Annotated in this window: 20 protein-coding genes; 10 read left to right on the top strand and 10 right to left on the bottom strand. The window is 72.7% G+C overall.

Annotation, left to right across the window (positions count from 1 at the left end):
* The 4 genes from KME79_RS01310 to KME79_RS01295 all read right to left on the bottom strand — a co-directional run bounded on the left by KME79_RS01310 (position 1) and on the right by KME79_RS01295 (position 3,613).
* Positions 1 to 426, bottom strand: a complete 426-nt coding sequence (locus tag KME79_RS01310; RefSeq protein WP_219542944.1) for a hemerythrin domain-containing protein — start codon at positions 424 to 426, stop codon at positions 1 to 3.
* A 52-nt stretch (positions 427 to 478) separates the two neighbouring features.
* Positions 479 to 1,663 (bottom strand): globin domain-containing protein, encoded by a 1,185-nt coding sequence (locus KME79_RS01305; protein WP_219542943.1) that lies wholly within the window; start codon positions 1,661 to 1,663, stop codon positions 479 to 481.
* A gap of 62 nt (positions 1,664 to 1,725) precedes the next feature.
* Positions 1,726 to 2,169, bottom strand: a complete 444-nt coding sequence (locus KME79_RS01300) for an RrF2 family transcriptional regulator (protein ID WP_219542942.1) — start codon at positions 2,167 to 2,169, stop codon at positions 1,726 to 1,728.
* A gap of 10 nt (positions 2,170 to 2,179) precedes the next feature.
* A complete protein-coding gene (locus tag KME79_RS01295; protein ID WP_219542941.1) occupies positions 2,180 to 3,613 on the bottom strand; it encodes a nitronate monooxygenase in 1,434 nt (477 codons plus the stop codon).
* 140 nt (positions 3,614 to 3,753) lie between these two features.
* Here KME79_RS01295 and KME79_RS01290 point away from each other — a divergent pair, with 140 nt between their 5' ends.
* The gene (locus KME79_RS01290) at positions 3,754 to 4,107 is read left to right on the top strand and encodes a hypothetical protein (RefSeq protein WP_219542940.1); all 354 of its coding nucleotides are present in this window, start codon (positions 3,754 to 3,756) and stop codon (positions 4,105 to 4,107) included.
* Here the strand turns inward: KME79_RS01290 and KME79_RS01285 are convergent.
* Entirely contained in the window at positions 4,104 to 5,846 is a 1,743-nt protein-coding gene (locus tag KME79_RS01285; RefSeq protein WP_219542939.1) for a serine/threonine-protein kinase, read from the bottom strand. The two genes, KME79_RS01290 and KME79_RS01285, sit on opposite strands and share 4 nt — an antisense overlap.
* A gap of 173 nt (positions 5,847 to 6,019) precedes the next feature.
* On the opposite strand from KME79_RS01285, the gene KME79_RS46075 reads away from it, so the two are divergent.
* Positions 6,020 to 7,684 (top strand): glycosyl hydrolase family 18 protein, encoded by a 1,665-nt coding sequence (locus KME79_RS46075; RefSeq protein ID WP_219542938.1) that lies wholly within the window; start codon positions 6,020 to 6,022, stop codon positions 7,682 to 7,684.
* A gap of 47 nt (positions 7,685 to 7,731) precedes the next feature.
* Here the strand turns inward: KME79_RS46075 and KME79_RS01275 are convergent, their stop codons facing one another.
* From KME79_RS01275 to KME79_RS01265, 3 genes are all read right to left on the bottom strand, one after another.
* Positions 7,732 to 8,493 (bottom strand): glycoside hydrolase family 16 protein, encoded by a 762-nt coding sequence (locus KME79_RS01275; RefSeq protein WP_187281494.1) that lies wholly within the window; start codon positions 8,491 to 8,493, stop codon positions 7,732 to 7,734.
* Positions 8,494 to 8,507: 14 nt separating this feature from the next.
* Positions 8,508 to 10,235 carry an ABC transporter ATP-binding protein gene (locus KME79_RS01270; RefSeq protein WP_219542937.1) on the bottom strand — a complete coding sequence of 576 codons (1,728 nt, stop codon included), beginning with the start codon at positions 10,233 to 10,235 and terminating at the stop codon, positions 8,508 to 8,510.
* Between the two features lie 584 nt (positions 10,236 to 10,819).
* Positions 10,820 to 11,968 carry an MFS transporter gene (locus tag KME79_RS01265; protein ID WP_219542936.1) on the bottom strand — a complete coding sequence of 383 codons (1,149 nt, stop codon included), beginning with the start codon at positions 11,966 to 11,968 and terminating at the stop codon, positions 10,820 to 10,822.
* A 178-nt stretch (positions 11,969 to 12,146) separates the two neighbouring features.
* Here KME79_RS01265 and KME79_RS01260 point away from each other — a divergent pair, with 178 nt between their 5' ends.
* Together KME79_RS01260 and KME79_RS01255 are read left to right on the top strand one after the other, a co-directional pair.
* A complete protein-coding gene (locus KME79_RS01260; protein WP_246639055.1) occupies positions 12,147 to 14,018 on the top strand; it encodes a SpoIIE family protein phosphatase in 1,872 nt (623 codons plus the stop codon).
* The gene (locus tag KME79_RS01255; protein ID WP_219542935.1) at positions 14,011 to 14,406 is read left to right on the top strand and encodes an ATP-binding protein; all 396 of its coding nucleotides are present in this window, start codon (positions 14,011 to 14,013) and stop codon (positions 14,404 to 14,406) included. The genes KME79_RS01260 and KME79_RS01255 overlap by 8 nt, the downstream gene beginning before the upstream one ends.
* A gap of 12 nt (positions 14,407 to 14,418) precedes the next feature.
* Here KME79_RS01255 and KME79_RS01250 read toward each other — a convergent pair whose 3' ends face one another.
* Both KME79_RS01250 and KME79_RS01245 read right to left on the bottom strand, forming a co-directional pair.
* Positions 14,419 to 15,009, bottom strand: coding sequence for a hypothetical protein (locus KME79_RS01250; protein WP_219542934.1), 591 nt, complete (start codon positions 15,007 to 15,009; stop codon positions 14,419 to 14,421).
* Positions 15,006 to 15,596 (bottom strand): RNA polymerase sigma factor, encoded by a 591-nt coding sequence (locus KME79_RS01245; protein WP_219542933.1) that lies wholly within the window; start codon positions 15,594 to 15,596, stop codon positions 15,006 to 15,008. Before KME79_RS01245 ends, KME79_RS01250 begins: the two co-directional genes overlap by 4 nt.
* Before the next feature lie 100 nt (positions 15,597 to 15,696).
* Here KME79_RS01245 and KME79_RS01240 point away from each other — a divergent pair, with 100 nt between their 5' ends.
* The 6 genes from KME79_RS01240 to KME79_RS01215 all read left to right on the top strand — a co-directional run bounded on the left by KME79_RS01240 (position 15,697) and on the right by KME79_RS01215 (position 21,492).
* Positions 15,697 to 16,254 (top strand): NADPH-dependent FMN reductase, encoded by a 558-nt coding sequence (locus KME79_RS01240; RefSeq protein WP_219542932.1) that lies wholly within the window; start codon positions 15,697 to 15,699, stop codon positions 16,252 to 16,254.
* A gap of 10 nt (positions 16,255 to 16,264) precedes the next feature.
* Positions 16,265 to 17,239 carry an ATP-binding cassette domain-containing protein gene (locus tag KME79_RS01235; protein ID WP_148035394.1) on the top strand — a complete coding sequence of 325 codons (975 nt, stop codon included), beginning with the start codon at positions 16,265 to 16,267 and terminating at the stop codon, positions 17,237 to 17,239.
* Positions 17,236 to 18,075, top strand: coding sequence for an ABC transporter permease (locus KME79_RS01230; protein WP_219542931.1), 840 nt, complete (start codon positions 17,236 to 17,238; stop codon positions 18,073 to 18,075). Before KME79_RS01235 ends, KME79_RS01230 begins: the two co-directional genes overlap by 4 nt.
* Before the next feature lie 78 nt (positions 18,076 to 18,153).
* A complete protein-coding gene (locus KME79_RS01225; protein ID WP_219542930.1) occupies positions 18,154 to 19,110 on the top strand; it encodes a D-2-hydroxyacid dehydrogenase in 957 nt (318 codons plus the stop codon).
* Between the two features lie 4 nt (positions 19,111 to 19,114).
* Positions 19,115 to 19,993: an alpha/beta fold hydrolase gene (locus tag KME79_RS01220; protein WP_219542929.1), complete on the top strand. Its 879-nt coding sequence runs from the start codon at positions 19,115 to 19,117 to the stop codon at positions 19,991 to 19,993.
* On the top strand, positions 19,990 to 21,492 hold the full coding sequence (locus KME79_RS01215) for a class I adenylate-forming enzyme family protein (protein ID WP_219542928.1): 1,503 nt from the start codon (positions 19,990 to 19,992) through the stop codon (positions 21,490 to 21,492). Before KME79_RS01220 ends, KME79_RS01215 begins: the two co-directional genes overlap by 4 nt.
* Positions 21,493 to 21,521 lie beyond the last annotated feature (29 nt).

Below are 21,521 nucleotides of genomic sequence, written 5' to 3'. Positions count from 1 at the left end.
TCAGGCCGTGATCCGGTCCCAGGCCGGGATCGGCAGGACGATCACGGAGGCGGGGAACAGGCCGTGCTCCTCCTTGTCGATGTGCTCGTGCAGCCGCTTCACCGCGCCGAGCACCCGGTCCCAGTCGGGGTCCGCCCGGTCGACGGCGGCGAGCACGCCGTGGATCTCCGCGTGCTCCCCGCACAGCCGGTCGACCTCCCCGGCCAGGGTGCCCTCCTCGCGCAGCTCGGCGAACAGGCCCCGCTCCTCCTCCGCGGTGTGCGGCAGGAGCAGGGCGAGCAGGTCGTCGAGCAGGTCGCGCGCCTCGGCGTAGGCGGCCCGGTCGACGGCCATGCGCAGCGTGCGGGCGACCTCCCCGATCTCCACGTGCTCCGCCGAGAGCCGTCCGATCAGCGGGAAGTCGCGGCATCCGCAGTAGTTGCACATGCCCCCAGTCTCACCGCCGGGCGCCGGGCCGGGCAGGGACCTTGGTCCCTGGTCAGGCGGCCGGAAGCCACAGGTCGGGGCCGAAGACCTCGTAGTGGAGGTCACGCGGCGCCACCCCGGCGCCGATCAGCCGCTCCCGCGCGTCCCGCATGAACTCGAGCGGTCCGCACAGGTAGGCGACCGCGTTCTCCGGGACGTCCACCCCGGTCAGGTCGATCCGGCCGGCCCGGCCGCCGGGGCCGTGCTCGTACCAGAAGACCCGGTCGGCGCCGGGCAGCGCGTCCGCCAGCTCCTCCATGTCGCGGCGGAGCGCGTGGTGCGCGGCCGAGCGGTCGGCGTGCAGCAGCAGGACGCGGCGCCGGTCGGCGGTGAGCGCCAGGTGCTGGAGCATCGCGGTGATGGGGGTGCAGCCGATCCCGGCGGAGGCGAGCACCAGCGGCCGGTCGCCGTCGCCGAGCGCGACGTCGCCGAACGGCGCCGACAGGGTCAGCTCGTCGCCGGGCCTGGCGGTGGCGTGCAGCAGGTTCGACACCTCGCCGTCGGGTGCGCCCTCGCCGCGCACCCGCTTGACGGTGATGCGGCGCTGCCCGCCCTCGCCGAAGCCGGAGATCGTGTACTGCCGGAGCTGCCGGATCCCGTCGGGCATGCGCACCCGGACGCTGACGTACTGCCCCGGCAGGGCCGGCTGGACGGGCTCGTCGCCCACGGGCGCCAGCACGAGCGACATGACGTCGGCCGTCTCCTCCCGCCGGTCGGCGACCCGCCAGGGCCGCCAGGTGCGGCCGTCGCGCGCGCCGGCCTCGGCGTAGATGCGGGCCTCCATGGCGATCAGCGCGCCGGCCATCAGCCAGTAGACCTCGTCCCAGGCGGCGGCGACCCCGGGCGTGACGGCGTCGCCGAGCACCTCGGCGATGGCGCCGAAGAGGTACTTGTGGACGATCACGTACTGGTCCTCGGTGATGCCGACGGCGGCGTGCTTGTGCGCGATGCGGGCCAGCAGGGCGTCGGGGCGCTCGTCCGGGTGCTCCAGGAGCGCGGCGGCGAAGCCGGCGATGGACCCGGCGAGCGCCCTGCGCTGTTCGCCGCTGCGCTGGTTGCCCCGGTTGAACAGGCCGTCGAGCAGTTCGGGACGGTCGGCGAACATCGTCTCGTAGAACCTGGTGGTGATCGTGTCCAGCGCCTCGCCGACGACGGGCAGCGTGGCGCGGACGACGGCCGCGCTCTCCGCGGAAAGCATGGGGGAACCTCCCAGATAATTGGAATCTGAGATGCATATTAAGTGGGCGGTCCCCCGGTCCCTCATTCGGGCGGGGCGGTCAGCGACAGCAGCACCGGCCCGGCGGGCGCCGCCACCAGCGAGGCGATCGTGATCTCGTCGAGCGAGGCGTAGAAGGCCTCCTGCGCCTCGCGGAGCGCGGCCCGCAGCCGGCAGGCGGCGCGCAGCGGGCACGGCATCAGCGCGTCCTCGCAGCCCACCACCTCGCCGTCGCCCTCCAGGCCGCGCACGACGGACCCCACCGACGCGCCGCGCCCCAGCTCCGTGAGCTGCAGCCCGCCGCCGCGCCCGCGCCTGGCCTCCACCAGCCCCATCTCGCTCAGCCGCGCCACCGCCTTGGCGGCATGCGTGTACGGGACGGCGAGCACGTCGGAGATGGCCCGCGTCGTCATCAGCTCGTCGCCCCGCTCCACGGCCAGGCGCATCACGATCCGCAGCGAGATGTCGGTGAAAGCGGTCAGGCGCATGGCCCACAGGTTAGGCCGTCCCCACCCGCGCTCCCGTCAGGATCCGGTCGATCACGTCGGCCGCCGAGTGGTCCCGCGGCAGTTCGGCCAGGAAGCCGGTGTCCTGACCCAGCGTGAGCAGGGGCGGCTCGGCGTAGCCGTCGGGACGGTGCTGGCCGAGCCCGATGGCCGCGAGCAGCCCGTTGCACAAGCAGCGCCGCTCCTCGGCCTCCTCCGCCGGGCGGCCCTTGCGCACGTAGACGTCGACCGGCTCGGCCGCGCACCGGTAGCCGATCGCGCCGTCCGCCTTCTCGTACGGGGTGCGCAGGTAACCGAGATCGCACAGGCGCGGGCGATCGGCGTAGACCACCGGGTCGGCGAGCGTGCCGGGCACGTCGGCGACCTTGAAGGGGAAGCCGGTCGGCGAGGCCAGCGGGTCGTTGCGCACCCGGAGGGTGCCGTCGGCGGCGCCCCGCAGCAGGCGGTCCCGCAGCGCCGGGTCCAGGCCCGACTCCCGGCAGAGCGCGAAGGCCGAGCCCACCTGGATGCCGTTCGCGCCCGCGGCCAGCGCCCCGGCCAGGCCGTCGGCGGTGCCGTAGCCTCCGGCGAGCCAGAACGGCAGCCCGATCGCGGCCACCTTGGCGACGTCCACCTCGTCGCGCGGCCCGTACACCGGCTCGCCCGCCTCGTCGAGCGTCATCCGGCCGCGTGGCGGCGCGCTGTGGCCGCCCGCCACCGGCGACTCCAGCACGAACCCGTCGGGCCTGGTGCGCGGCGTGCGGGCCAGGTAGGCGGCCAGCACGTGCGAGGAGACGATCGCGAGCAGCCGGGGCCGCGGCAGCGGCGGGAGCGTCCGCCCGAACAGCCGGTTCGGCTCGACCGCCACCGGCCGCCGGTCGCCGTCCGCCACGGTGACGGCCACCTCGCCCCGGCGGTGCGCGGCCAGCTCGTCCAGCAGGTGCGGGATCTCCGCCGGGATGCCGGCGCCGACCAGCACGTAGTCGACCCCGGCCAGCATCGCGCCGTAGACGGCGGCGGGCGTGGCCATCTGGATCTTCTCCAGGTAGTTGACGCCGACCAGTCCGTCATGCCCCTCCTTGGCCAGGTACACCTCGGCGAAGTTGGCCACCACGGTCAGCTCGTCCAGCGCGCGGCTCTGCCGCAGGCCCAGCCGGGGCACGGGCCGGTACGGCGTGCCCTCGGGGATGCCGCCGGACACGAAGTAGCGCCGCAGCACCCGCGCGGCCACCTCGGGCACCGGGAAGGCGGCCAGCGCCCGGCGCAGGTCTCCGCCGGGATCGCCCCGCTGCAGCCGCCGGGCCAGGGTGAGGTCCAGGGCCGTCCCCGACACCACGCCCAGCTGCCCGGCGCGGGACACCGCCCGCGCCAGCCGCCATCCTGACACTCCCACGCCCATGCCGCCCTGGATCAGGACGGGCGGGGCGTCGTGCACACTCCTGCCCATGGTGGCCAGTGCAGCACGCGGGCCGGGTGGCGCTGTAGGGGCCAAAGTCCTTCCCGGCGGTGACCCCCGCCCCTACCGAGGGACCGCCACCGGCCGATGTCATGCTGGCAGGCCCTCGCACCGTTGAGGAGTGACCGCTCGTGACCGCACGCATCAAGGCCGGGCTCCCGCCGCCCTACGACGGGATGTACACGGCCTACGCCGCCGCCCTGGCCGGCGCCCGGCTCGCCGAATCCAGCAAGTCCCGCTACCTCACCCGGGTACGCGCCTTCCTGACCTGGACCGCGGACGCCTCCGCCCGCGGCGTGCTGGGCCACGACCCGCTCGGCGACATGTCCGCCGCGATCCGCGCCGCGCACGGCTACCACCGCCATCTCAGGGACGGCGGGTACGCGCCCGCGACGATCGACGGCGTGCTGGCGGCGGTCGACGACTTCTACGGCCGCCACGGCATCGGCGCCACGGGCGCCCGCCGCGAGCGCTCCCGCGCCTAGTCCGGGAAGTCGAGGACCAGGTACTCGTACTCGGCCGGGCCGGTGAGGTCGAACCGCTTGTCGCCGTCACGGTCGATGAAGATCGACAGATGGAGGTCGCCCTTCCACTCGCCGGCCGGGGTCGTGGCGTCCCCCTTCTGGATGGTCGAGAACAGGACCTTGTCCGTGGTGTCCGAGTGCTCGGCGAGCCGGTCGCCGATCAGGTAGTTGTGGGCCTCCTCGTTCAGGTAGAGCGTGCCCGACCCGTGCTCGTAGTCGGCGATGCCGGTGCCCGGGCTGTAGCAGGTGTGGTCCTCGACCTTGGTGTCCCGCTCGATGCGGAAGACCGAGTCGTCGGTCCAGGCGCAGATCTGGGCGGCGGTGTCCTCCGGGAGCGTCGGCAGGCGCAGCTCGAACGGCTCCGCCTTCATGGAGACGGTGCTGATCTCCTTGTCCTCGTCGGTGAACGCCATCGTGCTCGCCGCGCCGCCCTGCCACACCTCGATACCCAGGCGGGGCGAGCGGGCGATCTGGTTCTCGACCGGTGAGGGGCTGCCGGAGGCCGCCGACCCGCCGGGGCTCGGTGTGGGGGTGGGGGTCGCCGGGCGGTCCAGGTTGAGCACGAGCGTCACGGCCACGGTGGCCACCGTCACGGCCGCGGCGACGAGCGACGCGCCGATGGCCATCCCGGCGCGCCTGCGGCCGGGCTCGGTGGTGGGCGACCCGGTCGGCCCGGACCCCCACGGGGTGTTCACGTACCCGGGCGGGGGCGTGGAACCGGGCGGGGGTGTGGAGCCGGGCGGGGGTGTGGAGCCGGGCGGGGGTGTGGAGCCGGGCGGGGGTGTGGAGCCGGGCGGGGGTGTGGAGCCGGGCGGGGGTAGCGGCACCGGCGGGCCGCTCGGCGGCGGGAGGGATCCCGGCCTGGCCGTCGGGAAGGCTTCCTGGCGCTTGTCCATCAGGCCGAGCAGCGCCTGCTGGGCCGTCGGCCGTCGGGCCGGGTCCTTGACCAGGCAGGCGGCCACGTACTCGCGCAGCCGTCCCGACAGCCGGCCCAGGTCGGGCTCGCCGTTGAGAATCCGGTTGATCACGGCGGGCATCGGCTCCTGCCCGAACGGCGGGCGCCCGTTGGCCGCGAACGCGATCGTGCACGCCCAGGCGAACATGTCGAGCGGCGCCCCCGCCGGATGCCCCGCCAGCTGCTCGGGCGACATGTACGCGGGAGTGCCGACGATCCCGCTGGCCGGAGCGGCGGTGCCCTCGAACGGCCGGGCGATGCCGAAGTCGATCACCCGTGGGCCGTCGGCGGCCAGCAGCACGTTGCCGGGCTTGAAGTCGCGGTGCACGATGCCCGCAGCGTGGATGGCGCCCAGGGCCGTCGCGGTGGCCACGGCCAGCCGGTCCAGGTCGGTGCCGGTCAGCACGCCGCGGTCGCGCACGGCCTCATGCAGGGACGGGCCTTCCACGTACTCGCTGATCACGTACGGCGGGTCGGACTCGGGGTCGGCGGCGAGCACCCGCGCGGTGCAGAACGGCGCGACCCGCTGGAGCGCGGCCAGCTCGCGGTGGAAGTAGCGCCGGGCGTCGGTGTCGTTGCCGAAGTCGGCGTGCAGGAGCTTGACCGCCACCTGCTGCCCGGAGTCCGACTCGCCGAGGAACACCACCCCTTGCCCGCCCTCGCCGAGGCGCCCCCGCAGCGCGTAGCCGGCGATCTGGGTGGGGTCGTTGGCGCGGAGGGGACGGATGCCGCTGATCGAAGGCATGCCGTCGATTGTGCCGGACGAGGCGATCGTCCGGCTTGCAGGCTGCTTGACGACGGCCTCCGGCAGAGGTTATCTTCGGAACGAATATAAAGGAAACTTTACTAATAGTTTCCTGGACGCGCGACTCCCATCCCACCCCCCTGTTCACCCCTCCAACCGGATGTCGGAGCATCATGAAACACAGAGTCCTGGCCATCCTTGCCGCGTTACTCATGCCGCTCACCGTGCTGGTCGCCGTCCCGGCGACGGCCTCCGCCTCCTCCTCGGGCATGTCCGCGCTCGCCGAGTGGGCGCCGTGGACCTCGTACACCACGGGCACCCGGATCACCTATCAGGGCGTCGAGTACGAGTGCCGTCAGAGTCACACGTCGCAGCCCGGCTGGGAGCCACCGAACGTGCCGGCGCTGTGGCTGCCGACCGGCGGCGGAGGCGGTGACACCCAGGCCCCGTCGGTGCCCGGCAACCTGCGCTCCACCGGCGTCACCAGCGCCAGCATCTCCCTCGCCTGGAACGCCTCCACCGACAACGTCGGCGTCACCGGCTACGAGGTCTACCGAGGCTCCACCCTCGTCACCACCGTCACCGGCACCACCCACACCGACACCGGCCTGAACGCCGACACCGGCTACACCTACACCGTCCGCGCCCGCGACGCCGCCGGCAACCGCTCCGCCGCCAGCGCCGCCGTCACCGCCAGAACCTCCACCGGAGGCGGCGGAGGCGGGGACAAGGTCCTCGGCTACTTCGTCAACTGGGGCGTCTACCAGCGGAACTACCACGTCAAGAACATCGACACCAGCGGCTCGGCGGCCAAGCTCACGCACATCAACTACGCCTTCGCCGACGCGCGGAACGGCGGCTGCGCGCTGACCGACACCTACGCCGACTACGACCGCTTCTACAGCGCGGCCGAGAGCGTGGACGGCGTCGCCGACACCTGGGACACCGGAGCCCTGCGCGGCAACTTCAACCAGCTGCGCAAGCTCAAGCAGAAGCACCCGCACATCAAGGTGCTGCTCTCGGTCGGCGGCTGGACCCTGTCCGGCGGCTTCGGCCAGGCGGCCCGGAACCCCGCCGCATTCGCCGAGTCCTGCTACCGCCTGGTCGAGGACCCGCGCTGGGCGGACGTCTTCGACGGCATCGACATCGACTGGGAGTACCCGAACGCCTGCGGCCTCACCTGCGACACCAGCGGCCCGGCCGCGTTCCGGAACCTGATGCAGGCGCTGCGCGCCCGGTTCGGCTCCGGCAACCTGGTGACCGCCGCCATCACCGCCGACGGCACCAACGGCGGCAAGATCGACGCCGCCGACTACGCGGGCGCCGCCCAGTACGTCGACTGGTACAACGTCATGACCTACGACTACTTCGGCGCCTTCGCGGCGCAGGGCCCGACCGCCCCGCACTCGCCGCTCACCTCCTACAACGGGATCCCGACGGCCGGGTTCTACTCCGACGCCGCGATCCAGAAGCTGAAGAGCAAAGGCATCCCGTCGAGCAAGCTGCTGCTCGGCATCGGCTTCTACGGCCGCGGCTGGACCGGCGTCTCCCAGGCCGCCCCCGGCGGCACCGCCTCCGGCGCGGCTCCGGGCACCTACGAGGCGGGCATCGAGGACTACAAGGTGCTCAAGACCCGCTGCCCCGCCACCGGCACCGTCGCGGGCACCGCGTACGCGCACTGCGGCAACCAGTGGTGGAGCTACGACACGCCGGCCACGATCGGCGGCAAGATGGGCTACTCGAAGAACCAGGGCCTCGGCGGCGCGTTCTTCTGGGAGCTCAGCGGTGACACGACCAACGGGGAACTGATCACCGCGATGCGGAACGGCCTGCGCTGACCCGCTGACAGATGAAGGGCCGGCCCCGCGATCCGGGGCCGGCCCATTCACGTCCGCCGGTAACCGCGCACGTGATCGACGGTGAACTCCTTCGGGTACGGGCCGCTTTCGGGCCCGGGGAACTCGTAGACGTTGAGCATGAGCTGCATCGGATAGGCCGGTGACTGGCGGACCGTCCTGATGTGCTCGCCGTCCACGAAGAAGGACACGCGGTCAGGCGTCCACTCCGCCGCGTAGGTGTGGAAGTCGCGGGCGTCGATGGGCAGCGTCTCGCGGGTGAAGTCGTCGGTGATGGCGGGGTCGCCGAACGGGTGCACGCCCATGCCGACGCCCGTCGAGTCCGGGCCGACGTCGCGGCCGAAGATCTCGCAGACGCAGATCTCGGCCGAGCGCTCCGGAGCGTCCTCGTATCCGATCATCCAGAGCGCGCACATGGCGCGCGGGTCGTCGGTGACCTTGGCCCGCATCTCGATCAGCCCGTAATGAGGGGTGTAGAGGCGGACGTTCGCCTGGGCCTCGCGGACCACGGCGGCGCCGCGCCCGTGCTGGCCGACCGAGCTGCCGACCGGGCCCGCGAACACGCCGGTCTGCAGCGACGAAACACGCAGGCCGCCCTCCAGCTCGGGGCTCCACGGCGGCTGGTCCTCCTCGATCAGCAGGCGCAGCCGCCCGCCGCCGGTGCGGTAACGGGCCGGCGAGCGGTCGCCGGTGGTCCACTGCGGCAGGTAGCGCGCCACCCACCTGCGCGCGTCCAGCTCGTCGTCGTCGAAGGTGTCTTCGAACTCCAGCTCGTACCCGTCCTCACGCACCAGCACACGGTACGTCAGCGGACCGACATATCAGTGCCGGAGGCCCACCGCCTGAACTTGATCGGGCTGCGCGGCGCCACGGGCTCCAGGTCGATCACCCGGGCGTCCTCAGGGACGTGCCGCAGGTCGTGGGTGATCATGATGGTGGTGCGGCCCGTCATCAGCCGGCGCAGCGGCTCCATCACGCGGGCGACCGTGGCCTCGTCCAGCCCGGTCATGGGCTCGTCCAGCACCAGCACCGGGGCGTCGCGCAGGATCGCCCTGGCGATCGCCAGCCGCTGCCGCTGCCCGCCCGACAGCAGCCGGCCGCGCTGGCCCACCGCGCTGTCGTAGCCGTGCGGCAGGCTTCGCACGAAGTCGTGCACCCCGGCCAGCACGGCGGCCTTGATCACCTCGTCGGTCGAGGCGTCCGGCCGCCCGTAGGCGATGTTGTCGCGTACCGACCCCGAGAACAGCAGCGTCTCCTGGTGCAGGATCGTGATGTTGTCGCGCAGCGACTCCGTGGTCAGATCCCGGATGTCCGAACCGTCCAGCAGCACGCGCCCCGACTCCGGGTCGTAGAACCGCAGCAGCAGCTTGGCCAGCGTCGACTTGCCCGCGCCGCTCGGCCCGGTGAACACGACCAGCTCGCCGGGCTCGACGGCGAACGAGAGGTCCACCAGCGTGGGCCGCCTGCGACCCGGATAGGTGAAGGTGACGCCGTCGAACGCGATCCGCCCGCGGCTGCGGCCCGGCAGCGGCTTCGCGTCCTCCCGGTCGGTCACCGCGGGCCGCACCTTGAGCACCTCGATGACCCGGTCGGAACCGGCGGCCGCCTCCGACACGGTGAGCGCGATCTCCCCCAGGTTCTGCACCGCCGGGTAGAGCATGGCCAGGTACGCGGCGAAGGCCAGCAGCCCGCCGAGCGTGAGCCGGCCCGTGGTGATCTCCCAGGCGCCCACGCCGAGTATGACGATCAGGCAGACGGTCTCCAGCACCTGCATCAGCGGCCCGTACACGCCCGAGAGCCACGCCTGCCGCAGGTTCGCGTACAGCCAGCGGCGTCCCGCGCGGTGCAGCCGCCGCGACTCGGTCTCCTCACGGTTGTACGCGTGCACCAGCGCCTGGTTGGCCAGGCCCTCCTCGATGACGCTGTTCATGTCGCCGTTGCTGGCCCGCTCGCTGGCAGAGGCCGTCCGGAACCGGGACGCGAACACCTTCGAGGCGATCAGGAAGGCCGGGAACAGCGCGATCGTGATCAGCGCCAGGTCCCAGCGGATGAGGAACGCCGCCCCCGCGAAGAAGATGGCACTCGTCACCGTCGTCAGCAGCTTGACCAGCCCCGAGCCCATCAGCTCCTGGATGGCCGCGATGTCGTCGGTCAGCCGCGCCATCAGGTCGCCCAGACGGCGGTTCTCGGCGAAGTCCGGCGACAGCTTCTGCAGGTGCGCGAACACCCGGTCACGCAGCCGCAGCAGGAACCGCTCGGCTCCCACCGCCGTCGCGTACGCGCCCCCGATCGACGCCACGGCGGCCACGGCCGCCAGCCCCAGCCAGGCGAACGCCGGCGTCCAGAACGACGTCATGTCGCGGGTGGCGAGCACCTCGTCGGTGATGTAGCCGAACAACCGGATGGCGGCCACCTCACAGAGGGAGGCCAGCACCGCGAAGAGCACCCCGGCCGCGAAGAACCAGCGCAGCCCACGGGTATCGGGCCAGAATTCCCGAAATGTCCGGCGCAACGTCACCGTCGGCGCCAGCATCCCCCGCTCGCCCCGATCGGAGAATTGGAGGGAGAGCCGACGGGTAACCCGCCGGCCCTCCCGACTTTCCACTACCAACACCACCACCTACGGCAGCATCGGTAGCAGCGACAGCCGCCGCAGCACCTACGCCTTCTGCAGCAGCCTCGCCTTCCGCATCCACTCGTCAGAGCCATTTCTGCCTCCCCCGATCGGATTCGAACCGTCTTTTTCGGACGGTAGCACCGATATACCCAGGAATCCCCCCAAACACATCTGTCGAAAGAGACTTTGACTTCTCTCCGGCATCAGGAATAGTCGTGCTCTATTCCCCGCAAATCCTTCACAAAAGTCGTCCAGTTCGCCTACATACGATCTTGAAAGACCGGAAATTCCCGACCTCGATTTCCGGGACACCACTTCTCAGGCCCTTCAAGGCATGCCATGCCTGTGGACAAACATGCCGCCCGGTCAAGGATCACCCTCGCTCCGGCCGAGAACCCGTCACCCCAAACCGGACACGGTGCCACGCGAGCGTGGAACTGCGCAGAGTAGCGCATCAGCAACAGACCGAGTTCGTCTCCCCGGCCCTCAGCTTGATACCGTCACGAGTCCTGTTGGCCCACGGAAAGCGCGTCCGTGTTCCGTGCCGCCAGCACCGTAACCGCCGCCAGCCCCGCCAGCCCCGCCCCCGCCACGTAAGGCAGCGCCACTCCCGCGTCGAACAGCACCCCCGCGCCCGCCGGTCCCACGATCCTGGCGAAGGCGCTCGCCGACTGGCCGGCGCCCAGGCGGGCGCCACGGCGGTCCGGTGGGCCCGCCGCCGCGAGGAGGCTGGCCACGGTGGGGGTGACCAGGCCGTTCCCGGCCGACAGGACGCACACGGCGAGCACACACAGCCAGGCGGGGCCCGCGGGGACGACCGGCAGGCAGGCCGCCATCACCACCGCCCCGGCCGCCGCCACTCTGGCGTCGCCCCACCGTCTGGCCAGCAGCGTGACCGGCCCTGCCTGGACGGCCGCCATGGAGAGGCCGGCGGCGGCCATGGCCAGGCCGATCGCCTCGGGCCCCCAGCCGTACCTGTCTCTGCCGAGGAAGGCGAGCGTGGTCTCCATGCCGACGAACGCCGCCATGGTCAGGAAGCCCGTCCCGGACAGAAGCAGCACGCCGGTCCCCGGCGGGCCGGTGCGGCCGGGGGCGGCAAGGCGTCCGGGCGGCTCGGGGAGCAGGAACCAGGCCGCGACCAGGTTGGCGGCGGCGAGCGCCGCGGCGGCGTACGCGGAGGCCTGGAAGCCCCACGGGGCGAGCACCGCCCCCAGCGCGGGGCCGGCCACGAACGCGGTGCCGATGGCCATGCCGAGCCGCGCCATCGCGGCCGTGCGGCGTTCCTCCGGCACGGCGTCGGCGAGGTATGCCTGGGCGACCGAGATGCTGCCGCCGAAGGCCCCGGCCAGCGCCCTGGCGGCGATGAGCCAGCCCAGCGAGGTGGCCGCGCCGGACAGGGCCAGCGACAGGGCGGAGCCGGCGAGGGCAAGCAGCAGGACGGGGCGCCGCCCGTACAGGTCGGAGAGCCGGCCGAGCAGGGGCGCCGCCAGGAACTGCGCGACCGAGTAGGCCGTCACGGTGAACCCGTACAGGATGCCGGTGGCGCCCAGGTCGGCGGCGAAGAACGGCAACGACGGCAGGATCACCGTGAACCCCAGCAGGTCGATGAAGACCGTCAGGACGATCACGAGCTGGACCGGCCGCCGCATCGGCACTCCAAGGAGGTGGGTCTCTGTTCGGCGTGTCATGCTACAAGCCGTCGTGGCCGGTCCCCGTGACAGGACTGAGGCGGCCGATACGCTGGCGGCCCCTTCTTACGGGTGATAGACAGCGATATGCCGGGACAAAGGAGCAGGCCGCCGTCCGGCCGGGTCGGGTGGCCGTGACATGGACGGTCCTGAACAACCGATGGAGCCCTCGCAGAACTACTTCGACCGCCTGGCCGATCTCGACGCGCGGCTGGGGCGGGTTCGCGGCGATCACGCGCTGGCGCTGGAACGGGCCGCCGGGATCCTCGCCGGGCGCACCTCGTGCCGCATCGCCGAGGCGCACGCGTACCTGCGCGGGCTCGCCGCCGACCAGGGGCGCGACGTGTCCGAGCTGGCCGCCGAGGTGGTGGCGGCGTTGGAGGGGCACTCCGATGAGGGGCCCGAGCGGCTGCGCGCCACCGTGGCGTCGGCGCTGCGGCCGCTGCGGCAGCCGCCGCAGACGGGCGACTGGGCGCGCATCGCCCAGCAGGTCCTGGACGGCGTGGCCGGCAACCACACGGTGCTGATGCCGGTACGCGCCGAGGACGGGAGCGTCGAGGACTACCTGTTCATGGCGGCGGGCCCGGAGCTGGTGGACATCTCGGGACGGCGCGGCTCGGAGATCGTCGGCCTGCGGCTCAGCGAGGTCTACCCCACGCTCGTGGGCGGCCCCGTGTGGGACGCGTGGGAGCGGTGTCTCGCCGACGGGATGCCGCGCCAGGTCGGCCCCATCCCGTACGTGAGCGTGGCGGCGCGGGCGCCGGCCGAGATGACCATCTCGGTGCAGATCAGGCCGGTGGGCCCCGGTGTGATCAACAGCTGGGTCAGGCACGACGTGCAGAGCCGGCTGGAGGAGCGCGCGGCGCAGACCGAGCGGCTGGGCAACCTCGGGTGGGGCGAGTGGGACCTGGTCACCGGCGAGGTGGACTGGTCGCCTGGCCTCTACCGCGTGTACGAGCGCGACCCCGCGAGCGGTCCGCTGCCCCGCGACGTGCTCGACACCCTCACGGTCGAGGAGGACATGCCGCTGCGGGCGCAGGCGGCCGAGGACTTCAGCCGGGGCAAGACCATCGACCTCACCTACCGGGTCAGGATCGGCGGCCGGGTCAAGCACCTGCGCATGGTCGCCGACGCGGTACGCGACGCCGAGGGCCGGCCGGCCAAGATCTTCGGCGTCATCCAGGACGTCACCGCGCGCGAGACCACCCGGGCCAAGCTGTCCAAGGTCGAGCAGGAGCTGCGCGAGCACCAGCGGAACCTGGAGGCCGAGCACCGGCTCGCCGTCACCCTCCAGCAGATCGTGCTGCCCATCCCGACCGAGCCGATCGACCTGCCGCGGCTGCGGGTGGCGGTCCGCTACCTGCCCGCCGTGCAGGCGGAGCGGGTCGGCGGCGACTGGTATCACGCGGCGCAGGCGGGCGACGGCAGCGTGGTGCTCGCCATCGGCGACGTCGCGGGTCACGGGGTGCGCGCGGCGGCCTGCATGGCGCAGCTCCGGCACGCGCTGGCGGCGCTGGCCGTCACCACCACGAGCGAACCGGCCGAGCTGCTCGGCCACCTCAACCGCCTGCTGTACATGGGAGGCACCGGGACGAGCACGGCCACCGCGGTGGTGGCCCGCTACCTGCCGGAGACCGGCGAGCTGCGCTGGGCGCAGGCCGGGCACCCGCCGCCGCTGCACAGCCGGGGCGGGCACACCATCGAGCTGGACCGCCCGGACGGCTCGGTGCTCGGCGCCGTGCCCGCCGCCGCCTACGGCACCGCCGCCGTCACCATCGCGCCGGGCGACCTGCTGCTGCTCTACACCGACGGCATGGTCGAGCGGCGGGACAAGACGCTGCGCGAGGGGCTCGCCCCCGTGATCGAGACCCTCGACAGGACCTTCACCCGGCGCAGCCGGCAGCCGGTCGCCGACGTGATAGCCCAGCTTCCCGACGCCAACCCGGAAGACGACACCTGTGTGCTCGCCGCCCGCCGGCTGCCCCTCTCCCCGGAAGGCGCCCATGGCTGAGGAGCTGGAGACGCTGCTCAGCCGCGACTTCGATCTGGAGTCCCTGATCAGCCTGCGCCGGGAGGTGGAACGGCACAGCGAGGAGGAGGGGCTGGCCGGGCTGGCGCTGTACCGGTTCGTGGTGGCGGTCAACGAGATCACCACCAACTCCGTACGGCACGGCGGCGGGCACGGCCGGCTGACCCTGTGGAAGGGCGCCGACCGGCTCTACTGCGAGGTCACCGACCGGGGCCGCGGCCTGCCCCCCGGCCGGGAGCGGGCGCAGCCGCCGCCGTCCACCAGCGCCAACGGCCGGGGCCTGCTGCTGGCCAGGCACGGCGCCAGCCGGCTCAGCATCCACAGCGACGGCGACGGCACCAGCGTCATGCTGGAGGTCACGTACACCTGAGCGAGGGCTCCGCTAGGAGTCGCCGAGCGGTGCGTCGCCGTCGACCAGGTCGCACGGCGCCACGGGGCCGTCGGAGACCCGCGCCCAGATCGCCGCCACGACGCCGCCCGCCTCGGGGTTGTCGTTCACCGCGAACTCCAGCACGCCGGTCTGGCCGGGCTTGATCTGTGACGGGTCGATCTGGAAGCCGTGCGTCTCGATGGTGGGCGGGAAGACGGCGAGCGGGGCCTCCTCCTTCGGCAGCCAGTTCTCGCCGCGCGGACGGGTGGCGCACTTCTTGCCGGCGGGCAGGTAGTCGACGACGATGTCGTGGCCCATCCCCCTCAGCTCGGCCTCCAGAGCCTCGGGGTCCTTGGCCTCGTTGATGGTGATGGTCACGGTGCCGTCGGGGTTCTCGGCCACCGCGTACGCGGGGGCGCCGCCGAACAGCAGCGGGAGCGCCACCGCGGCCGCGGCGGCCAGTCCCAGCGCGGGGGCCAGCACGCCGGCGCGAAGCAGCTTGCGAGGCGCCTTGGGCTGGTCCTGAAGAGAGGTCATCACGAACTCCTTGAGCAGTTGGTGACGGCCCTCGGGAAGGTCCCGTTCCTGCGGGAAGATGTTCATCGGGTGCTCTCCTTGACGGGCCGGACCGCGGTGCCGCGGTCACCATCTATCTGTCGTCGGGACAGGGCCAGTTCCAACTTTTTCCTGGCCCGGGACAACCGGGATCTGACAGTGCCGATCGGGATGCCCAGCGCCTCGGCCGCCTCGGCGTAGTCGAGCCCGGCCCCGGCGCACAGCAGCAGCACGTCCTGCTCGTGTGCGCGCAGGCGGCCGATCGCCTCGCGCACCTCGGCCAGCCGCTCCTGGTCGGCGAGCTGACCGACCAGCTCGTCGGCGAAATCGGGGACGGCGTCGGCACGGGGCATCCTGGCCATGACGTCCTCGTGGCGCCGCCTGGTTCGCCGCAGGTTGCGCGTCACGTGGGTGGCCACCCCGAGCAGCCAGGGCCGCAGTGAGCCCCCGTCCGGTGTGAGCCGCTCCCGTGACCGCCACGCCTCCAGGAAGGTCAGCGACACCACGTCCTCGGCCACCGACCAGTCGCCGGTCAGGCGCCAGGCGTGGTTGTAGACGCTTCTGGCGTACTGGTCGAAAAGCTCCTCGAACGCTCGTTGATCGCCGTCCCGTATGCGGGTCCGCATCACATCCATACGCCGTACTGTCCGGCAATCCCGGACGAGTTCCCCGCTAGATCCGATCTAGCGGGTTTCTCGCGCCTCACAGGTGACGGCGGCGAGAGAGGAGAAGGCGATGCTGGGCGTCTCGGTGATCCTGGGCAGCACCCGGGACGGCCGCGCCTGCGACACGGTCGGCCGGTGGTTCGCCGGACTGGCCCGCGGGCGCGCCGATGTCGCGGTCGAGGTGCTCGACCTGGCCGGGTACGCGTTCCCCGGCAGCTATCCAGGAACGGCGACCCCTGCCATGCGGGAGTTCACCGCGGCGGTGGGGAGCGCGGACGCGTTCGTGGTCGTCACCCCGGAGTACCACCGCAGCTTCCCCGCCCCGCTCAAGCAGGCGATCGACTACGCCTACGACGAGTGGCACGCCAAGCCGGTGGGCTTCGTCTCCTACGGCTGCGGCTCGACCGGTTTCTACGCCGTCGAGCAGCTCCGCACCGTCTTCGGCGCCCTGCACGCCGTCACCGTCCGCGACTGGGTCGGGCTCGACCTGCTCGCCGACGCCGACGGTGACGGGTGCCCCCGCGACACCGACGGCAGGCTCCGCGCCGTCGCCACCATGCTCGACCAGCTGACCTGGTGGGGCCGCGCGCTGCGGGACGCGCGCCTCGCCCATCCGTACGTCTCTTGAGAGGAAGCCCATGAACGAGCCGGCGATTCGGCTATCGAAACTGGTGAAGGTCTTCGGCGAGACCCGCGCCGTGGACGGACTCGACCTGGAGGTGCCGGCCGGCGCCGTGTACGGGGTACTCGGACCCAACGGGGCCGGCAAGACCACCGCCGTACGCATGATCGCCACGCTGCTGCGGCCCGACGGCGGCGAGGCCACCGTGTTCGGGCACGACGTGGTGCGCGAGGCCGACGCGGTCCGTTCCCGCGTCAGCCTGACCGGACAGTACGCGTCGGTCGACGAGGAGATGACCGGGGCGGAGAACCTCATCCTGCTGTCCCGGCTGCTCGGCCACCGCAAGCCCGCGGCCAGGGACAGGGCGGCCGAGCTGCTGGAGGCGTTCGGGCTGACGGACGCCGCCGGGCGGCAGGTCAAGACGTACTCCGGCGGCATGCGGCGGCGGCTCGACATCGCCGCCAGCATCCTCAGCACGCCGGACCTGCTCGTCCTCGACGAGCCCACCACCGGGCTCGACCCGCGCAGCCGCAACCAGGTGTGGGACATCGTGCGCGTCGTCGTCGCGCACGGCACCACGGTGCTGCTCACCACCCAGTATCTGGAGGAGGCCGACCGGCTCGCGTCCAGGATCGCGGTCATCGACCACGGCCGGTTGATCGCGGAAGGCACCCCGGGCGAGCTGAAGTCGTCCGTCGGCGCGGGCTCCGTGCACGTGCGGCTGCGCGAGGCCGCCGACCGCCCGGAGGCCGAGCGGCTGCTCGCCGAGGCCCTGGACGCGCCCGTCCACCTGGAGGCCGACCCGGTCGCGCTGACCGCGCGCATCGGCGACGGCCGGGACGAGGTCGCCGCGGCGCAGGCCTCGGCCGCCCTGGCCCGGCTCGCCGGGGCGGGCATCGTCGTCGACGACTTCTCCCTCGGCCAGCCCAGTCTGGACGAGGTCTTCCTGGCACTCACCGACCACCCCGCCACCGAGGAGGCAGCGGCATGACCACCACCGCGGAGACCACCGCTTACGTTCCCACCCCCGGCATGCTCTCCTCGGTCCTGGCGCCGGCGACCAGGCCGCCCCGGCCGAGCGCGCTGTCGGCGTCGGTCACGTTCGGCTGGCGGGCGATGCTGAAGATCAAGCACGTGCCCGAGCAGCTCTTCGACGTGACCGCGTTCCCGATCATGATGACGCTGATGTTCACGTACCTGTTCGGCGGGGCGCTGGCCGGCTCGCCGACCGAGTATCTGCAGTTCCTGCTGCCGGGCATCATGGTGACGAGCGTCGTGATGATCACCATGTACACCGGTGTCGAAGTGAACAAGGACATCGAGAAGGGCGTCTTCGACCGGTTCCGCACCCTGCCGATCTGGCGGCCGTCGACCATGGTCGGCTACCTGCTGGGCGACATGCTGCGCTACATCATGGCCTCGGTGGTCATCCTCTGCGTCGGCCTGGTCATGGGCTTCCGTCCGGAGGGCGGTTTCGTGGGGGTGATCGCCGGGATCGCGCTGCTGCTGGTCTTCTCGTTCGCGTTCTCGTGGGTGTGGACGATGTTCGGGCTGCTGCTGCGCAGCGAGAAGTCGGTGATGGGGGTCAGCATGCTGGTGCTGTTCCCGCTCACGTTCCTCAGCAACGTGTACGTGGACCCGTCGACGATGCCGGGCTGGCTGCAGTCCTTCGTGAACGTCAACCCGATCACCCTGCTGGTCTCGGCGGTCCGCTCCCTGATGGGCGGCGCCCCCGACACCGGCGCCGTCACCGGGGTGCTGGTGGCCTCCGCCCTCTTCGTCGCCGTCTTCGGCGCGCTGACCATGAGGCTCTACAACCGCAAGTGACCGCCCGCACGGCCCGGCCCTCTTCCAAGGGCCGGGTCTTTTCTTTTATTATAGTAATGATTCGACGTTAGGAGTGGTATGCGGGCGGGCAGGATCGGCACGGTGCACTGCTACGGCAGGTTCGCCGTGGACGCCGTGTCCCGGGCGGGAGCCGTGCTCGGGGACCGTGAGGTGGTGGCCTGCCGCACGCCGGAGAGCTTCCTCGCCGAGCTCGACCGGGTGGAAGCCGTGCTGGGGCTGGGGATGCGGGTGCCCGACTGGTCCGTGGCCCGCCGGCTGCGGCTGATCCACCTCGTGGGCTCGGGGGCCGACAGCATCCTCCCGGCGGCCGGGCTGTCGCCGGACGTGCGGGTGGCCGCCGCCAAGGGGCTGTCCGCGCCGGCGATGGCCGAGTTCGCCGTGGCCATGCTCCTCGCGCTGGCCAAGCGGCTGCCCGAGGTGCTGGCCAGCCAGCGGTCTCGGGCGTGGGAGCCGCATCATCCCGTCGTCCTGTCCGGGGGGGCCCTCCTGGTGGCGGGGGCGGGGCCGGTGGGGCGCGAGGTGGCCCGCCGCGCCAAGGCGCTGGGCATGGACGTGATCGGGGTGCGCAACGGCCCGGACCCGGTGCCGGAGTTCGACGAGACGCATCCCGCCGGGCGCTTCGCCGAGCTGGCCGGGCGGGCCGACGCCATCGTCCTGGCCGTCCCGGCGACCCCGCTGACCCGCCACCTGCTGGACGGGAAGGTCCTGGACCGGTGCCGGCCGTCGTGCCTGATCGTCAACGTGTCGCGCGGCGAGGTGGTGGACGAGCGCGAGCTGGCCGCCCGGCTGCGCGCGGGCTCGATCGGCGGCGCCGCGCTCGACGTGTTCGAGAAGGAGCCGCTGCCGCCCGTCAGCCCGCTGTGGGACGCGCCCGGCGCCATCCTCACCCCGCACGTCTCGTGGAGCTCCCCCGGCTACGGCAGGCAGGTGGTCGAGCTGTTCGCCCGCAACCTGGAACGGGTCGAGCGGGGCGAACCGGTGGTCAACCCGGTCGACCTGGCGCGCGGATACTGAGCCCGTGATCCCCTCCTGGTTCCGCGACGCGCTCGCCCATCCGGTCGACACCGGCGAGGTGACCGTCGCCGGCGTGCCCATCCGCTACCGGGCCTGGGGCGCGGCGGGACGCCCCGGCATCGTGTTCGTGCACGGCGGCGCGGCCCACAGCAGGTGGTGGGACCACATCGCGCCGCTGTACGCCGGCGGCCACCGGGCCGTCGCCCTCGACCTGTCCGGTCACGGCGACAGCGGCCACGCCCCGCGCTACGGCCACGACACCTGGGCCGAGCAGGTGCTGGCGGTCGCGGCCGACGCCGGGATCACGGGCCCCCCGGTGCTCGTCGGGCACAGCATGGGCGGGCTGGTCTGCCTCCGCGCGGCTCTCTCGTACGGGCCCGAACTCGGCGGCGTGGTCAGCGTGGACTCGGTCCTGCGCGAGGAGGCCGACACCCCGGCGCACGTGGCGCGGCGGCAGGAGGCGCTGCGGCGGCCGCGCCTCTACCCGACCAGGGAGGAGGCGGTGGCGCGCTTCCATCCGATCCCGGAGGTGGGGCGGGCGCACCGGTTCGTCGTGGACCATCTCGCCGAGACCTCCGTCAGGGCCGTCGAGGGCGGCTGGACGTGGAAGTTCGACCCGCTCCTGTTCGGCCAGCCCAGGCTCACCATGGAAGAGCTGTTCCCGCCGGACTGCCCGGTCGCGCTCATGAGGGCCCGTGACGGGCTGCCGCCGCCGGAGATGACCGCCGCCATGCACCGGCGGCTGGGCGTCTCGCTGCCGGTCGTCGAGATCGCCGACTGCGGTCACCACGTCATGCTCGACCAGCCGCTGGCCTTCGTCGCCGCGCTGGACGGGGTGTTCGCCGAGTGGGGCCTTGTGCTGAGAGGACAGACAACGACATGACGGATCTCGACCTGCCGGAGCGGCTGCGTGCGGTCCTGGGCGTCGACCCCGCTGCGCGGGCGCTGGAACTGGACGGCCGGTGGTGCGCCTGGGGCGACCTGGCCGCGGGCGCCCGCGCGCTGGACGAGCGGCTGCGGTCGATCGGGGCGCCGGAGGGCGCGCGGGTGGGCGTGGTGATGCGCAACCGCCCGGGGGTCGTCGGCGCGGTGATCGGGGCACTGGCCGGGCGGTACGGCATCGTCTCGCTCAGCCACCTCCAGCCCGCCGAGGCGCTGGCCCGGGACGTCCGCGAACTGGACCTGGTGGCGGTGGTCGCCGACCCGGCCGACTGGGAGCCGGAGAGCCTGCGGGCGGCCGCCCGCTCGGCCGGCGTGCTCGGGCTGTCCGTGCCCGCGTACGAGCCGGCCGCGTACACCGTGGTCACCGGGTGCGCGCTGGACCCCGGCGTGGTCGCGGCGCGGGCGCAGCCGGGGGTGGCGGTGAGCATGCTGACGAGCGGCACGACCGGCCCGCCCAAGCGCGTCCCCATCGGCTACCGCAACCTGGCGGCCAGCTTCGCGGGCACCGCGCACTACGAGTCGGGCAGGCCGTGGCAGCCCCGGCTGCGCTCCGGGGTGGCCATCCTGGTCGCGCCCGTCCTGCACACCAGCGGGCTGTTCCGCCTCCTGCTCAACCTGCTCGAAGGCCGGAGCGTGGCGATGCTGGAGCGGTTCACGGTGGACGGCCTGGTGCGGCTGGTCACCGCGTACGACGCGCGGGTGCTGGCGCTCACGCCCACCTCGCTGCGGATGGTCCTGGACGCCGGGGTGGACCCTCAGGTGTTCGCCAGGGTCCGCGCCGTCGTGTGCGGCACCGCGCCGCTCCGGCCGGAGCTGGCGCGCCGGTTCGAGTACGCCTACGACGTCGCGGTCCTGGTCATGTACGGGGCGACCGAGTTCGCCGGCGGGATCGCGGGCTGGACCATGAAGGACTGGGAGCGCCACCGCGACGACAAGCGCGGCAGCGTGGGCCGCGTGCATCCCGGCGTGGACGTACGGGTGCGCGACCCCGAGACCGGCGAGCCGGTGCCGCCGGGCGAGGTCGGCCGGCTGGACGTGCGGACACCGCAGTCGCCGGACCCCGACCGCTGGCAGGAGACCACCGACCTGGCCCGGGTCGACGAGGACGGCTTCCTGTGGGTCGTCGGCCGGACCGACGACGTGATCATCCGGGGCGGGTTCAAGGTGTCGGCGGGCGCGGTGGCCGAGGTCCTGAAAGGTCACCCCTCGGTACGGGACGCCGCCGTGGTCGGTCTGCCCGACGTCCGGCTGGGCGAGGTGCCGGTCGCGGCCGTCGAGGTGGCCGACGGCGCCGCCTTCGACCCGGCCGAGCTGGAGACCTGGGCGCGCGCCCGGCTGACGCCTTACCAGGTGCCGGTCCGGTTCTTGGCGGTGGACGCGCTCCCCCGTACACCGTCGCTGAAGGTGAGCCAGCAGCTGCTGAAGGCGATGCTCGCGTGAGAAGCGGGGGCGGCCTAGACCGCCCCCGT

This window comes from Nonomuraea harbinensis (genome assembly GCF_019396385.1).
Lineage (GTDB): Bacteria > Actinomycetota > Actinomycetes > Streptosporangiales > Streptosporangiaceae > Nonomuraea > Nonomuraea ferruginea.
Note: the sequence above shows the minus strand (reverse complement) of the source record. Positions and strands in the feature narration are given on the sequence as shown.